Origin of the sequence: Solidesulfovibrio carbinolicus (assembly GCF_004135975.1) — a bacterium.
Lineage (GTDB): Bacteria > Desulfobacterota > Desulfovibrionia > Desulfovibrionales > Desulfovibrionaceae > Solidesulfovibrio > Solidesulfovibrio carbinolicus.
Genome location: NZ_CP026538.1, coordinates 457,644 through 471,460, shown reverse-complemented (window position 1 = coordinate 471,460; position 13,817 = coordinate 457,644). Strand labels below are relative to the sequence as shown.

General features: G+C 67.4%; 15 protein-coding genes. 8 read left to right on the top strand and 7 right to left on the bottom strand.

From position 1 onward, the window contains the following. Window positions 1-189 precede the first annotated feature (189 nt). The 6 genes from C3Y92_RS02020 to C3Y92_RS01995 all read left to right on the top strand — a co-directional run bounded on the left by C3Y92_RS02020 (window position 190) and on the right by C3Y92_RS01995 (window position 3,809). On the top strand, window positions 190-606 hold the full coding sequence (locus tag C3Y92_RS02020; protein ID WP_129349022.1) for a universal stress protein: 417 nt from the start codon (window positions 190-192) through the stop codon (window positions 604-606). Between the two features lie 20 nt (window positions 607-626). Next, on the top strand, window positions 627-923 hold the full coding sequence (locus tag C3Y92_RS02015) for a DVU0150 family protein (RefSeq protein ID WP_129349020.1): 297 nt from the start codon (window positions 627-629) through the stop codon (window positions 921-923). 33 nt (window positions 924-956) lie between these two features. Next, window positions 957-2,012, top strand: coding sequence for a sulfite exporter TauE/SafE family protein (locus C3Y92_RS02010; RefSeq protein ID WP_129349018.1), 1,056 nt, complete (start codon window positions 957-959; stop codon window positions 2,010-2,012). Between the two features lie 32 nt (window positions 2,013-2,044). After that, complete coding sequence (locus tag C3Y92_RS02005; protein WP_129349016.1) at window positions 2,045-2,653, top strand: DUF4881 domain-containing protein; 609 nt, start codon at window positions 2,045-2,047, stop codon at window positions 2,651-2,653. A gap of 80 nt (window positions 2,654-2,733) precedes the next feature. Next, the gene (locus C3Y92_RS02000; RefSeq protein ID WP_129349014.1) at window positions 2,734-2,991 is read left to right on the top strand and encodes a hypothetical protein; all 258 of its coding nucleotides are present in this window, start codon (window positions 2,734-2,736) and stop codon (window positions 2,989-2,991) included. Beyond that, entirely contained in the window at window positions 2,988-3,809 is an 822-nt protein-coding gene (locus C3Y92_RS01995) for a hypothetical protein (RefSeq protein ID WP_129349012.1), read from the top strand. Before C3Y92_RS02000 ends, C3Y92_RS01995 begins: the two co-directional genes overlap by 4 nt. Window positions 3,810-3,889: 80 nt before the next feature. On the opposite strand, the gene C3Y92_RS01990 is transcribed toward C3Y92_RS01995, so the two are convergent. The 6 genes from C3Y92_RS01990 to C3Y92_RS01965 all read right to left on the bottom strand — a co-directional run bounded on the left by C3Y92_RS01990 (window position 3,890) and on the right by C3Y92_RS01965 (window position 8,528). Further along, on the bottom strand, window positions 3,890-4,591 hold the full coding sequence (locus C3Y92_RS01990) for a superoxide dismutase (RefSeq protein WP_129349010.1): 702 nt from the start codon (window positions 4,589-4,591) through the stop codon (window positions 3,890-3,892). Window positions 4,592-4,724: 133 nt separating this feature from the next. Beyond that, window positions 4,725-5,504, bottom strand: a complete 780-nt coding sequence (locus C3Y92_RS01985) for a hypothetical protein (protein WP_129349008.1) — start codon at window positions 5,502-5,504, stop codon at window positions 4,725-4,727. A gap of 9 nt (window positions 5,505-5,513) precedes the next feature. Continuing rightward, window positions 5,514-6,125 (bottom strand): hypothetical protein, encoded by a 612-nt coding sequence (locus C3Y92_RS01980; RefSeq protein ID WP_129349006.1) that lies wholly within the window; start codon window positions 6,123-6,125, stop codon window positions 5,514-5,516. 13 nt (window positions 6,126-6,138) lie between these two features. Next, window positions 6,139-6,729, bottom strand: a complete 591-nt coding sequence (locus C3Y92_RS01975) for an RNA polymerase sigma factor (RefSeq protein WP_129349004.1) — start codon at window positions 6,727-6,729, stop codon at window positions 6,139-6,141. A 13-nt stretch (window positions 6,730-6,742) separates the two neighbouring features. Continuing rightward, complete coding sequence (locus C3Y92_RS01970) at window positions 6,743-7,243, bottom strand: periplasmic heavy metal sensor (protein ID WP_129349002.1); 501 nt, start codon at window positions 7,241-7,243, stop codon at window positions 6,743-6,745. A gap of 232 nt (window positions 7,244-7,475) precedes the next feature. After that, window positions 7,476-8,528 carry a class I fructose-bisphosphate aldolase gene (locus tag C3Y92_RS01965; RefSeq protein ID WP_129349000.1) on the bottom strand — a complete coding sequence of 351 codons (1,053 nt, stop codon included), beginning with the start codon at window positions 8,526-8,528 and terminating at the stop codon, window positions 7,476-7,478. 222 nt (window positions 8,529-8,750) lie between these two features. Between C3Y92_RS01965 and C3Y92_RS01960 the strand changes: the two genes are divergently transcribed. Next, on the top strand, window positions 8,751-9,227 hold the full coding sequence (locus tag C3Y92_RS01960; protein WP_129348998.1) for a C40 family peptidase: 477 nt from the start codon (window positions 8,751-8,753) through the stop codon (window positions 9,225-9,227). Between the two features lie 139 nt (window positions 9,228-9,366). Then, on the top strand, window positions 9,367-12,579 hold the full coding sequence (locus tag C3Y92_RS01955) for an ATP-binding protein (RefSeq protein ID WP_129348996.1): 3,213 nt from the start codon (window positions 9,367-9,369) through the stop codon (window positions 12,577-12,579). A 21-nt stretch (window positions 12,580-12,600) separates the two neighbouring features. Here the strand turns inward: C3Y92_RS01955 and C3Y92_RS01950 are convergent, their stop codons facing one another. Then, on the bottom strand, window positions 12,601-13,812 hold the full coding sequence (locus C3Y92_RS01950; RefSeq protein ID WP_129348994.1) for a zinc-dependent alcohol dehydrogenase: 1,212 nt from the start codon (window positions 13,810-13,812) through the stop codon (window positions 12,601-12,603). Window positions 13,813-13,817: the final 5 nt, after the last annotated feature.

The following is a 13,817-nucleotide window of genomic DNA, read 5'->3' as shown; positions in this document are numbered from 1 at the left end:
TTTTGCGCGATCAGCAATTTCTTGCGCTATGAATACGCAAAAAAAGCGCAGACTCGTCAAGCGCTTTTTTTCACGAAAAACTTTTATCTATAAATTTCGTCTAGATAAACACGCCGGCACACCCCTTGCTTTAACCAGCGCGAAAACAACGCGGCCAAGGTCGCCCTAAACAGGCAAGGAGGTGTTCCCATGAAAATGCTCGTCGCTCTCGATCAGTCCCCCTACGCAGTGACCGTCCTGGAAAAAGCCATAGCCCTGGCCAAGCTTGAAGGAGCCACGCTGTCCATCATGACCGTGGCCGAAGATTTCATGGACCTCGGCGATTACCTCGACGTCAACTCCATCACCGACAAAGTGTTCGCCACCACCAAGGCCGCTGCCCAGGATTACGGCAAGGTCGCCAAGGACGCTGGCGTTGATGCAGAGGTCATCGTGGAACAGGGCGTCTCGCCGGCCGATCTCATCATCGCCCATGCCAAGAACAAGGGCATCGACATGATCATCATGGGCCACCAGGGAAGAAAGGGCTTGTCGCATTACCTGATCGGTTCGGTCGCCACCAAGGTCGTGCGCCACGCGCCGTGTTCGGTACTCATCGTCCGCTAACTTTTTGGAGGGGAAACAGCATGTTCACGAAAGGCAAGGCTTTACTGGCAATGTTCGTCACCGGCCTGCTTCTGGCTCCGACCATGGCCTTTGCCGCCGGCAGCGGCGGCGCGCCCATCGTCATGGTGGCCGACACCCGCAAGCTGACCGGCATCATGGCCTGGTGGGCCAATCTCTACAACGAGTCCCACCTCTACTTCACCATCCTGACCGTCATTCTCATTCCGGTCATCGGCGTGATCTTCGGCGTGTTGGCCGACATCATCATGCACTTCATCGGGATCGACCTGAAGTCCCGCGACCTGGCCGAACACTAAACCGAAACGCCTGACAGACAGAAGGAGAACACCATGGAATGGCTTTATATCCTGATGCCCATCGCGGGCGTGAAAATCTTCTGGCCCGGCCTTATCATCCTCGGCATCGGCGTCGGCGTCATCGGCGGCTTCTTCGGCATGGGCGGCGCCTGGATGGTCACCCCGGGGCTCAACATCCTCGGCTTCCCCATGGCGTTTGCCATCGGCACCGACATTGCCCACATGGCCGGCAAATCGCTCATTTCCACCATGCGCCACGGCAAGTTCGGCAACGTCGATTATAAGCTCGGCATCATCATGCTGGTCGGCACCGTGGTCGGCTTCGAAGTCGGCGCGCAAATGATCATGTGGCTGGAGCGCATCGGCAAGGTCGACATGGTCGTGCGCTGGATCTACCTCGGCCTGCTGGGCTTCATCACCTGGATGGTCTTCACCGACATCGCCCGCCGCAAGGCCAAGGACAAGGCCGCCATCGCCGCCGGCCAGGAAGTGGACAAGAACGCCACGGGCCTTGAGTGGCACAAGACCCTGCACAAGATCAAGATTCCCCCCATGGTCCACCTCGACGTGGCCGGCATCTACTGCTCCGCCTGGCTGCCCATCGCCGTCAGCTTCTTCACCGGCTGGCTGGCCGGCATCCTGGGCATCGGCGGCGGGCTTATCCGCATGCCCGCCCTGATCTACCTCGTTGGCTGCCCGACCCACGTGGCCGTCGGCACCGACCTCTTCGAAGTCGCCATCTCCGGCCTCTACGGCGCCGCCTCCTACACCTACAAGGGCCGCACCGAACTCGTGGCCGCCATCATCATGCTCGTCGGCGCGGCCATGGGCGCCCAGGTCGGCGCGGTGGCCACCAAGTACATCAAGGGCTACGGCATCCGCATCGCCTTCGGCCTGGCCGTCATCGGCTGCGCCATCTCGGTCTTCTTGAAGCTTCTCCCCGTGTACGTGCCCTCCATTAGCCAGATCTGCGACATCATCGCCACCTACATGATCCTTGGCTTGGTCTCGGCGCTGGCCCTCTACATTACCATCAAGATGATCCAGGGAGCCAAGAACGAAATCGCCATGAAGAAGGCCAAGGCCTAGACCGCGCAACCGCCAAAGGAAAGGAGAACGCCATGCGAAACATGCTCAAGAATATGCTGCTGGCCGCCCTGCCCGTCGTCTTCCTGGCCGGCTGCGTGGATTACGGCAAGGTTGACCAGGGCCGCACCGTGGCCGTGGACAAGGACAAAAAGACCGTCACCTTCATCCGCGACAAGGCTAATGACTGGCAAAAGCCCGATTACACCTATCTGCCGGCCCTGACCTACGCCTTCCCCACCGATCCGGCGGAAATGGGCGAGATCCCCAAGGCCGGCCTGCGCATGAAGCTGGACACCGAAAAGGCCCAGGTCGTGCTGTACGATCCCAAGAAGCAGAACTTCGAGACCATCCCCATCCAGATCGTGGACAAGCAGGAAGGCATCGACGGCAGCCATCCGCTGGTGTACGACGCCGCCACCGGCAAGGCCAAGCAGTTCCCGGCCCTGGACAAGGACAAGAAGACCGTGTCCATCTACTCCGGCCGCCAGAAGCTGCTCGTCACCTTCCTCGTGCCCGAACAGTACGAGTCCCTGCCCGCCGCCGCCTGGGATTCCGGCGACGAAGTGCGGGTCTACTACAAGGAAGACGGCAAGGCCCTGCGTCTGATGAACGTCACCAAGACCAACATCTTCAAGAAGTAACGCAGCGTAACCCCACACCCCGCCCACGCCTCCCCGGCCCGGCCCTCCCCGGGCCGGGGAGGCCCTTCAAAGGAGCCGCCATGTTCTTCCGCAACGACGACGAAAGCCGCGCCCCGGAACTCAACAGCCGCCAGCGCGCCGCCGTCATCCTCATGGATGTGGCCATACTTGCCGAAGTCACCCTTTCCGTTTACCTTGCCTCCAAGCAACCGGACGAATTCACGCCGGTGTTCATGAAGGCGTTTTTCTCCATGTTTCTCCCGACCCTGGCCCTTGGCATCTACGCCATCCGTCGCTACCGCGACCGCCCCGTCCCTGACGCCGGAGTCCAGGCGTGAACGAGCGCGGCCTTGTGCGCCTGCGTGCGGCGCTGGGCTGGCTGGCCGCCGGCCTGTGCCTGTCCGCCGCCGTGGCCCTGGCCGACAGCTTTGTGTCCAGTGTGCGCACCGGCCCGAACACCTTTTCGGTTCCGGCCGGCGGCACGGAAAGCCTTTCCGGGCCGCTGCCCGTGGAAGCCAAGGACGCCGGCGACATGGCCGTGTCCATCGACCGCCCGGGCGTTTCGCTGACCATCACCACCCAGACCCAGGGCTTCTGGATGGGCAACCGCATGTGGCAGGGGACTCTGACCGCCGCCCCGGACGCGGCCCCGGGCATGGCCACCGTTGTTCTGCGCGGTCCCGGGGGCGACGCCGCCTCGCCGCCCCAGCCCTTTTTCATCCACCTCTTCAGCGACGAAGCCGCCCTCAAGGCCGCCTCCCAGTCCCACTTCGTGCGTCTGGCCGGCCTGTCCCCCATGGCCGCCGCCGGCTACCTGCTGGCCGCCGCCTGTCTGGTCGGCTGCGGCGTCTACCTCGCCTCCCGCCGCCTGGAAGCCATCTGGACCAGCCAGGGCAAGGCCGTGGTCTACATGACCAAGAAAACGCCTGACGGCCTGCTGATTTCCTTTGCCCTGGGCTCGGAGCAGGGCCTGGCCACCGGCTGCGCCGTGGATGTTCACGACGAGTCGGGCCTGCCCGTGGCCAAGGCTTCGGTGGTGCGCTGCTCCGCTGCCGACGCCGCCGCCCTGGTGGTGGGCCAGGACAAGGTGACCCTGGGCAACATCGTGAGCCTGGCCGCCGCCCCGGCCAAGACCGCCGACGCCCCCCCCGCCTAAGACCCGCCTAAAAAAAGGGACCACGGCCGAAGCCGCGATCCCCGCATGCGTTCTTGCGCCCGTTTCCGGGCCCTGGCCGGCTAGCCCAGGTTCTGCGACGCGAACTCCCAGTTGACGAGCTTTTCCAGCACGCCCTTGACGTAGTCCGCCCGGCGGTTCTGGTAGTCCAGATAGTAGGCGTGCTCCCAGACGTCGATGACCCACAGGGGCTTTAAGCCCTCTTGCAAGGGGTTGTCGGCGTTGCCGGTCTTGACCACGGACAGTTTGCCGGCGGGGTCGGCCACGAGCCAAGCCCAGCCGCTGGCGAACTGGGTCACGGCCGCCTCGGCCAGAGCCTTGTTCAGGGCTTCCTGGCCACCAAAAGAGGCGTCAATGGCCTTTTGCAGCTTGGCCGAGGGCTTGCCGCCGGCGGCCGACAGCCCGTTCCAGTAAAACACGTGGTTCCAGGCCTGGGCCGCGTTGCGAAATAGGCCCACCAGCTTCTGGTCCTTGGCCGCTTCCAGGAAGACCTTTTCCAGGGGTTGACCGGCCAGGGGCGTATCGGCCACGAGTTTGTTGGCATTGTCGAAATAGCCCAGGGTGTGCTTGCCGTAGTGGAAGCTCACGGTCCTGGCCGAAATGACCGGCTCCAGGGCGTTTTCGGCGTAGGGCAGCTTGGGGGCCTCGAAGGCGGCGGCAGCGGCCGACGACGGACGCAGCATCCCTCCGGCCATAAAAAAAAGTCCCGTGCCGGCCACCAGACGCAGGGCCTGGCGACGGGAAACGGTCAACGGACTCGGCATGGCGCATCCTCCTTGCGCGGGGCGACTGACGGACACCCGGCGCGTTGGCGGTTGGGCGGGCCGGCGCGAGCCGGCCCGCCTGGGGATTGCGCCCCTTATGCCACACAATACGGAAGAGGGGAACGGGGAAAGACTATTTGGCCGTCGCGTCGCCGTCTGGGGGCGGCGTCTGGCCCTGGGGATCGGCCGCCGGGGGCGAGTCGCCGGGGCCGGCCTTGCCAGCCGGATCGACGGCCTTGTCAGCCCCGGTCTTGTCCCCCGGCCTGACTGCGCCGTCCGGGCGAGGCTTCTTCTCCGGCCAGGCGTCCCGACGGGGCGGCGGGCCAAATCCCGGCCCCGGGCCGCCCGGTCGCGGCGGGCCGAAACCGTCCGGCGGCGGCATTGGGCCAAAACCGTCCGGCGGCGGTGGGGGCGGCGGCAGGTCCCACTCCGGATCGAACAGGTCCGGCGGCGGCGGCGGACCGCGATGGGAGCCAAAGTCGTCAGGCGGCGGTGGACCAAAACCGTCCGGCGGCGGCGGCGGGCCAAAACGGTCCAGGACCTTGCGCCGAGCCTCCAACCGGGCTATGACGCCCACGAATTTTTCTCGTTGTTCCGGGGTAAGCAGGGCTTTGGTCAGCTCCTGGCTCGTTTCGATGAGTTCCCGCATGCGCGGCTCCTGCTCGCGGCGCAGGGCAATGATCTGCCGGGTCGTGTCCATGATGATGGGCCGCAGCTTGTCCTGCTGCTCCTGGCTGAGATCGAGGTCGCTGGTCAGGCGGCGCAAGGCCATGGCGGCGAAATGGCGCGGATCGCCGTGCATGAGGGCCAGGGGGCCGCGTTCTCCGAGCAGCCGGGAGCCGACGACGCCCACCACCGCGCCCGAGGCAAAAAGCACGACGCCGGCAATAATCTTGACGAATTTCGGATGCATGCCCAAGCCTTACACGCCCAGAAGCGACACGACGACCTGGCCGCTGGGATCATAAAAAAGCAGCCGCCCCAGCTCGTCTTCCAGGCCGGAACCAAAGGCCAGGGCAAAAAGCACCGTGGCCGCGGCCAAAAAACCCGCGCCGGCGGCCATGCGCCACAGCACCCGGGCCTCCTCGGCCTCGGGAGCGGCGTCCTCGGCCCGGATGGCGGCCACCACCGAATCGGCCAAGCCGGCGTCGATGGGCGGCGTCTGGCGGCCGGCATGGGCGGCGCGCAACACGCTTTCCACTCGGTCGAGGCGCTCCTGGCGGCTCGCCGGAGCAACGGGCTTGCCAGTCTCCCCGGCCTTGACGGAAGCCAGGACGGCGTCGGCCAAACCAGGTTCGGCGGCAGGCGTCTGGCGGCCGGCATGGGCCGCGCGCAACACGTTCTCCAACCGGTCGAGGCGCTTGTCGGCCTCGGCGGCCAGGGGAGCGGCAGCGGGCGGCGCGGCCTTGACGGCGGCCAGCACCGAGGCGGCCAGGGCCGCGCCCTGGGCCGTGTCCGGGGCCTGACGGCGGGCGTGAGCCGCCCGAAGCGCCGCCTCCAGGCGGTCAATGCGCCGGGAATCGTTTCCGTCCATGGCTACCTCCTCCTTACACGCCGATCACGTCGCCGAGCAGTTCGCGAAGCTTCTTGCGGGCCCGAAACGCCCGGACCTTCACGTTGGGAACGCTTAAGCCCAACATCTCGGCCGCCTCGGCCACCGGCCGCTCTTCCAGGTGGGTCAGCGTCACCACCATGCGGTCCGTGGCCGACAGCTTGTCCAGGGCCCAGCGCAGCAGTTCCTCGGCCTCGCGCCGGGAAGCCGTTTCCTCGGCCGCCTCGCCCGTGGCCAGGGCCGAGACCTCTTCGGCATAGGCCCGGCACTCGTCGGACAGATCCGACTCCGGCCGTTCCTTGATCCGGTACTGGGCCCGCCAGAAATCGTGGCAGGTGCGCACCGCCACCTTGGCCAGCCAGTGGCCAAGGGGGCTTTCGCCCCGGTAGCCGCCAAGGGACTTGTAGGCCCGCACGAACACCTCATGGGTCAGCTCGCCCACCCGGTCCCGGGGCGCGTGCCCGGAAACGATCCCGGACACGCGCCCCTGGTACTTGGTCACGATGGCGGCATAGGCGTCCACCTCGCCGGCCCGGATCGCTTTGAGCGTCCGGGCATCCTCGATGTCCAACACCGCCTCGCCCATAATGCCCCGAGAGTTAGCTGTTGGCGCCGGCGTGGGAATCAATCCACTCGTTGACCAGCTCATGGCCGGCATGAAAGCGCTCCTTGGCATCGCGCGGCGGGCGCGGCGGCAGGGTTTCCTCCCACAGCTTGCGCTGCTGCGGGGTCAAAAGGACCAGCACCGAGGCTTCGACCTTGCCCCGCAGCACGGCCATGTCCTCGGCGGCCGCGGCCACGGCCCGGCTGGCCTGGCGCACCCGCTCCTCGTTGCCGGGTTCGGTGCGCATGACCAGGCCCATGGCGTCGAAAGCCTCGCGCATGGCGGCCATGCCGGCGTCGAAGGCCTGGCGGTTGTTTTTAAAGACCACGGCCACGTCATGCTTCTGGGCGTCGGTGAGCTTAAGCGACAGCAGCCGGTCAAGCAATCCTTCGGGTCCGGGGCCGCCGGGACCGCCCGGTCCGGGGCCGGCGGCCACGGCAAAGGCCGAGCCGACCAGGATGGCCAGGGTGAGCAGTCCGTAACAAAGCTTCTTCATGGGATGACCTCCCGCGTGGGATGGGACGGCGGGGCCGTCCGTTTGCGCGATTGGTCGGGGGGAGCGTCCGGCTGGTTACAGATTCGGGGCGACCCCGGCGGCCCGCCCAAAACGCGGCGGGCATTTCCGGCTCATGCCGCGTCCTCCAGAAACGTCCACGCTTTTGGCCGGCAACGGGCCGGGCGCGGTTTTCCAACAAACCCCCGCCCGGCCCGCGAAACGGACGCGGCCCTTAGGCGATGGTGACCTCGGGGCACAGGTAGACGTCCTGGATGGCGTTTAACAGTTTGACGCCCTCGGCCATGGGCCGCTGGAAGGCCTTGCGGCCGGAAATGAGCCCCATGCCGCCGGCCCGCTTGTTGATGACGGCCGTGGACACGGCCTCGGCGAAATCCGCCGCGCCCGACGCGCCGCCGGAATTGATCAGCCCGATGCGGCCCATGAAGCAGTTGGCCACCTGATAGCGGGTGAGGTCGATGGGATGGTCGGTGGTCAGTTCGCTGTAGACCCGCTTGTCGGTCTTGCCAAAGCCCACGGCCGTGTAGCCGCCGTTGTTGGTGGGCTGCTTCTGCTTGACGATGTCCGCGCCCATGGTGGCGGCCAGGTGGTTGGCCTGGCCGGTGAGGTCAGCCGAGGTGTGGTAGTCCACGCCGTTTTTCACGAAAGCGGGATTGCGCAGATAGGCCCAGAGGATGGCGGCCATGCCCAGTTCGTGGGCCCGGGCAAAGGCTTCAGAGATCTCCTGGATCTGGCGGCGGCATTCGGGCGAGCCGAAATAGACGGTGGCTCCCACGGCCGCCGCGCCCATGTCGTAGGCCTGCTCCACCGAGGCAAAAAGGGTCTGGTCGTGGATGGCCGGCAGGGAGAGCAGCTCGTTGTGGTTGATCTTGAGAATAAAGGGAATCTTGTGGGCGTATTTGCGGGCCACGGACCCCAGCACGCCCAGGGTCGAGGCCACGGCGTTGCAGCCGGCCTCGATGGCCAGTTTGACGATGTTTTCCGGGTCGAAATAAATGGGGTTTGGGGCGAACGAGGCCGCGGCCGAATGTTCGATGCCCTGGTCCACGGGCAGGATGGACAGGTAGCCGGTCCCGGCCAGGCGGCCGTGGCCGTACATGGCGGCCATGGACCGGATGACCGGCACGGGTCGGTCGGTGGCCGTGAAAATCGTATCCAGGTAGTCCGGGCCGGGCAGATGCAAAGATTCCTTGGGAATAGTCCGGCAAACGTGGGCAAGCAGGCTCTCGGCCGAGTCGCCGAGGTATCCGGTGATGGCTTGGATCATACGGGCCGCCTCCTTTGGCAGGTTACGGGCAACACTAGGGCAAACGCCGCCTTGTTCACAACCCCAAAACGCCTTTTTTCCCTGCCCGGGCCGGGCGTCGGGGGCAAGGCGGCCAGGCGACGAACCGGCGGCGGCCGACCGGCGACCGGCGACAGGCCAAGGCGCAGCCTGAGCCTGGGGCGGCACGGGATTTGCTAATTTCCGGGACGGAGGTCCGGGACCATGTTCGTTGTTTGTCGTCTCGCCCTGCTGGCCTGTCTGGTCCTTTTCCTTGGCGGCTGCGCCTTTTCCGTGGCCGACCGGGCTCCCATCGCGCCGCCGCCGGCCACGGGCACGGTGCTGGAGACCGCCCGGGAGCTCATCGGCACGCCCTACCGCCCGGCCGGGGAAAACCCCGGCGAAGGCTTTGATTGTTCGGGCTTCGTCAAATGGGTCTACGCCCGCCACGGCATCCGCCTGCCCCGGCGCACCCAGGACCAGCTCATGGCCGGCCGGCCGGTGCGCAAAGAAGAGCTTCGGGCCGGGGATCTCGTCTTTTTCGCCCCTTCCGGAGCGCTGTCGAGCCTGCATGTGGGCATTTTCGACGGCCACGGCGGCTTCATCCACAGCCCCTCCCGGGGCGGCCGGGTGCGCCAGGAGACGATCTGGGCGCCGTACTGGAAATCCAGTTATTACGCGGCAAACAGGGTAACACAGTAACGACCTGGACAAACCGGGAAAGCCTTTGACAGCTTTTCCGGTTTGTCTTTAAGAAAGCTAGAAATTCATACTGTAGGCCGCCACGGCGCGCCCGGTCCGCCGCCAGGCTCCCGGGTTTCGGGCCGGCGGCGGGAACCCCATGCGCCGCGCATCCTTGCGACTCAAACTCAACGCAGCCATCCTGCTCGCTTTTCTGGCCGCCGCCGCCGCCTTTGGCGGCGTGCTGCACCTGTCCATCCAGGACCGCCTGGAGGCCGCCCGCACCCGCACCCGCACCCTGCTCGGGGTGCTGGCCGCCCACCGCCTGGAAGCCCTGGCCCCGCTGCTCCAGACCGCCCAGGCCATAAGCGCCGCCCAGGTCATTTTGGACCGCATGGTTCAGGTGGACGGCGTCATCGAAGCCAGCCTGTTTTCCGCCGCCGGCGTCCTTCTGGCCGACGCCGGCACGGGCGCGCCCGCCCCTCTGGCGGCCGAAACCGGCGTCGGCCTGCCCGAGACCCGGGTCTTTAGCGTCACCGCCGAAAACGACCGACTGCTCGCCACCCTCATCGAACCGATCCACGGCGAGGGCGAGATCGCCGGTTTCCTGCGCCTGCGCTATGCCCTCAAAGACAGCGCCCTGGCCGGCGGACGGGTTTGGACCATTTTCGGCCTGGCCGTGGCCGGGGCCTACGTTTTCCTGGCCCTGGTCTTAAACGCCATGCTCCACCTGTTCGTGCTGCGACCGGTCAACACCCTGCGCCAGGCCCTGGAAGCCGTGGAAGCCGGCGATCTGGACCAGACCGTGCCCGTGGCCGGAGCCGACGCCCTGGCCCGGCTGGGCGCGGCGTTTAACGCCATGTCGGCCCGGCTGCGGGAGACCTCGCGCTGGCTGGGCGAGTCCCGGGCCGAGGTGGAAGAACACCGGCTTTTGCTGGCCCGCCGGGTGGAGGAGCGCACGGCCGAACTGGCCCGGACCAACGCCCGCCTGACCACGGAAATTACGGCCCGCACCCGGGCCGAGGACAGCCTGTCGCGCCATCTGGCCCTGTACCGGGCCATCCTCGAATCCACGGCCGAGGCCGTGCTGTGCGTGTCGGCCAACCCGGACCGCGAGGTGCTGGTCTGCAACCGCCGCTTCCTCAATCTCTGGGATCTGCCCGAGGATTGGGCGCAACGCCTTGAGCCGATGGACCGTTTCAAGCCGTTCATGGAGAAGCTGGCCGAGCCGGACGCCGTGGCCAGCGGCTTTCGCGCCCTCATGCTCGACGGCATGTCCATGGCCGAGACCTGCCACGCCACCCGCGACGGCCGCTTCATCGAACGCCGCAGCGGCCCCATCCTCCGGGACGGCGTCTACATCGGCCGGGTATTTTCCTATGTCGATGTCACCGACCGCCTGCGCACCGAGGCCGAACTGCGCCAGACCCTGGCCCAGCGCGACGCCTTGCTCGGCAATACCCAGATCGGCCTGGCCACCACGGAAAACACCGTCTGCACCGACATCAACGCCCAAGGGGCGGCGCTGCTCGGCTATGCCCGCGAGGCCTTCCTCGGCCAGTCCCTGGCTGTGCTCATCCCCGACGCCGCCGTCTACCAGAGCTTGGCCGAGCTATGCGACCACGACTTCATCACCCAGGGCTTCACCCGCCGGGAATGCCAAGTGCAGCGCGGCGACGGCGAAACCATCTGGCTGCGCCTGCACGGCAAATCCGTGCGGCCCGAAGACCCCACCACCTCCGTGGTCTGGGCCTTCGACGACATCACCGAGGAAAAACGCCGCCAGCAACACCTGGAACAGGCCCGCGACCAGGCCGAGGAAGCCTCCCGAGCCAAGGGGGCCTTCCTGGCCGTCATGAGCCACGAGATCCGCACCCCCTTAAACGCCGTCATCGGGCTGTCCGACGCCCTCCTGGACGGCCAAGCCGCCCCGGAACAGATCGACCATCTGCGCGCCATCCGGGAATCCGCCGACCATCTGCTCGGCGTGGTCAACGACATTCTCGACTTTTCCAAGATCGAGGCCGGCAAGCTCGTCCTTGAACGCCGCCACTTCGATCCGCGCGCCCTGGTGGCCGAGGCCGTCCGGGCCGTGGAACTGACCGCCAGCCAGAAAGGCCTGGCCTTAAGCGCGACAGTGGCCTCGGACGTGCCCCCGGCCCTACGCGGCGACCCCGGCCGGCTGCGCCAGATCCTGCTCAATCTCCTGGGCAACGCCGTCAAATTTACCGCCGCCGGGTCGGTTACCGTCACGGTGGAGACCGTGCCGGCCGACCAGACCCCGGCCGAACGGATCGGGCTGGCCGTGGCCGTGACCGACACCGGCATCGGCCTGGACCCGACCCGGGCCTCGGAACTCTTCGAGCGCTTCACCCAGGGGCCGGGCAACGCCGCCCGCCGCTTCGGCGGCACGGGCCTGGGGCTGGCCATTTCCAAGGAACTGGTGGAACGCATGGGCGGCCATATCGGCGTCACCAGCCGCCAGGGAGCCGGCAGCCGCTTCGCCTTCACCGTCTTTTTTCTGCCAGGCAACGCCGCCGCCGTGCCGCCCGCGCCCCTGGAGAGCGCCAACGACAAGGCCGCACCAGGGCCCCTGCGCATCCTGCTGGTGGAAGACAACGCCCTCAACGCCGCCGTCACCCGGCTGCACATGGGCCGCATGGGCCATGACCTCACCGTGGCCGAATCGGCCCGGGAAGCCTTCGCCTGTCTGGCCAAGGAACGCTTCGACGCCGTGCTCATGGACATCGAGATGCCGGAGATCGACGGCATCGAGGCCACCAGCGCCATCCGGGCCGGCGCGCCCCTGGGGACGCCGGTCCTGGACCCCACCGTGCCCATCATCGCCGTCACCGCCCACGCCTTGGAAGATGTGCGCCAGCAATGCCTGGAAGCCGGCATGGACGGATTCGTGACCAAACCCGTCAACTACCGCGCCCTGGAAGCCACCCTGGACGCCCTGCGCCGCGCCCCCCCCCGACTCCCGGCCCATATGCCCTCTACGCCGGCCTGCCCGGCTCCATCGGAGTCGGAACTCTTCGCCCCGGGCCAGGCCAAGGACAACATGGGGCTTACCTGGCCGCAATTCCAGGGGCTTTTGCGTACGAGCTTTAAGGAGGCGAACCGGCGGCTGGACGATGTCCGCCAGGCCATGACGGCCGGCCACTGGGACAAAGCCTCCCTGGCCGCCCATACCTTCAAGGCCACGGCCGCCACGGTCGGAGCGTTTGCCGCCCGCAACGCGGCCAAGACCCTGGAAAACGCCCTGCGGGACGGACGGCGGCAGGAAGCCGACAGCCTCCTTGACGACCTCGACGAACTCTGGACCAAGACCCGGCAGGCCCTGGACGGCTGGCGCTGCCCGCCGGAGTAACGGCGGCGTTGCCGCCCGGACTCAACGCAGGTCGAAGGCCACCTTGACGCTGCCCGAGGCGCGTTTGTCAAAAGCCGCGCCAAAGGCCTCGCGCCAGCGGACCAGTGGGAACAGATGGCTCAGCAGCCCGGCCGTGGGGTAGGCCCCCGAGGCCAAGAGCTCCAGGGCCAGGGCGTAGGTGCGCACCCGCTCCCCGCCCCGGCGGGGGTCCGGCCCGGTGGCGCAGCCTGACGAGCCGGCCACGGTCAGTTCCCGAAACCACAGGCTCGACACGTCCACGCCGGTGAGGGTCGCTCCGGCCCCCACCATGACGTAGCGCCCGCCCGCCGCCAGGGCGACCAGGGCGTCGGCAAAGGTGCGCGAACCACCCACGCAGTCGAAAACCATGTCCGCCCCGCCCTCAATGTTGCCGCCGCCCAAGGTCGTCGGCAGATAGCGCGCGCCCAGGGCCTCGGCCAGCTCCAGGCGGGTGCGGGCGGCGATGACCTCGTCGGCCCCGCCGGCCCGGGCCAGCTCGGCCTGCCTGCCGTGGCGCGCCGCCACGAGCACCCGGAAATCGCCGCCCAGGGCCTTTAAGCAACGCACCACGTGCTGCCCGACGATGCCCGCGCCAATGACCAGCACCGTGGCCCCGTCGGCCGGATAATGGTCCAGCACCGGCTGGAGCGCCGAGGCCAGGGAGTCGGTCAGCACCGCCTCCTCGTCGCCAAGCCCCTCCGGCACGGCCAGGATGCGCGAGGGGTGGGCCGCCGTGCGCGTGGCCATGGCCCCGCCGGCCCGGCGGGTGAACCCCAGAAACGACCCCGGCGGCAGTTCGCCGTCCAAAAACCGCTCGCAACGGTTGTAGCGCCCCTCCCGGCAGCTGCGGCAGGGCGGCAGGTTTCGCGTCTGGCAGGGCAGCCCCGGCTCCACCACCACCCGCGCCCCGGCGGACAGACCCAGCCCGGGCGCGTCCTCGGCCAAGGTCGCCACCATCTCGTGACCCAAAATGAAGGGCAAACTGGCGTAAGGCTCAAGCAGCGGCGACTCGGCCCCGCGCAACAGCCCCAGATCGGAACCGCAGATGCCGCACAGCCGGGGAACCAGCGCCAGCCAGCCTTTTGGCGGGTCAAAGGGCACGGTTTCCAGGGAAAGCGGGGCCAGGGAAGGAAAAAAACGCCGGGGAGCCAGTCTGGCGGCGGCGGCGCAGGCCAGATAGCGCCAGACGCTGCGACGATAAAGGAGGGCCTGCATGGATA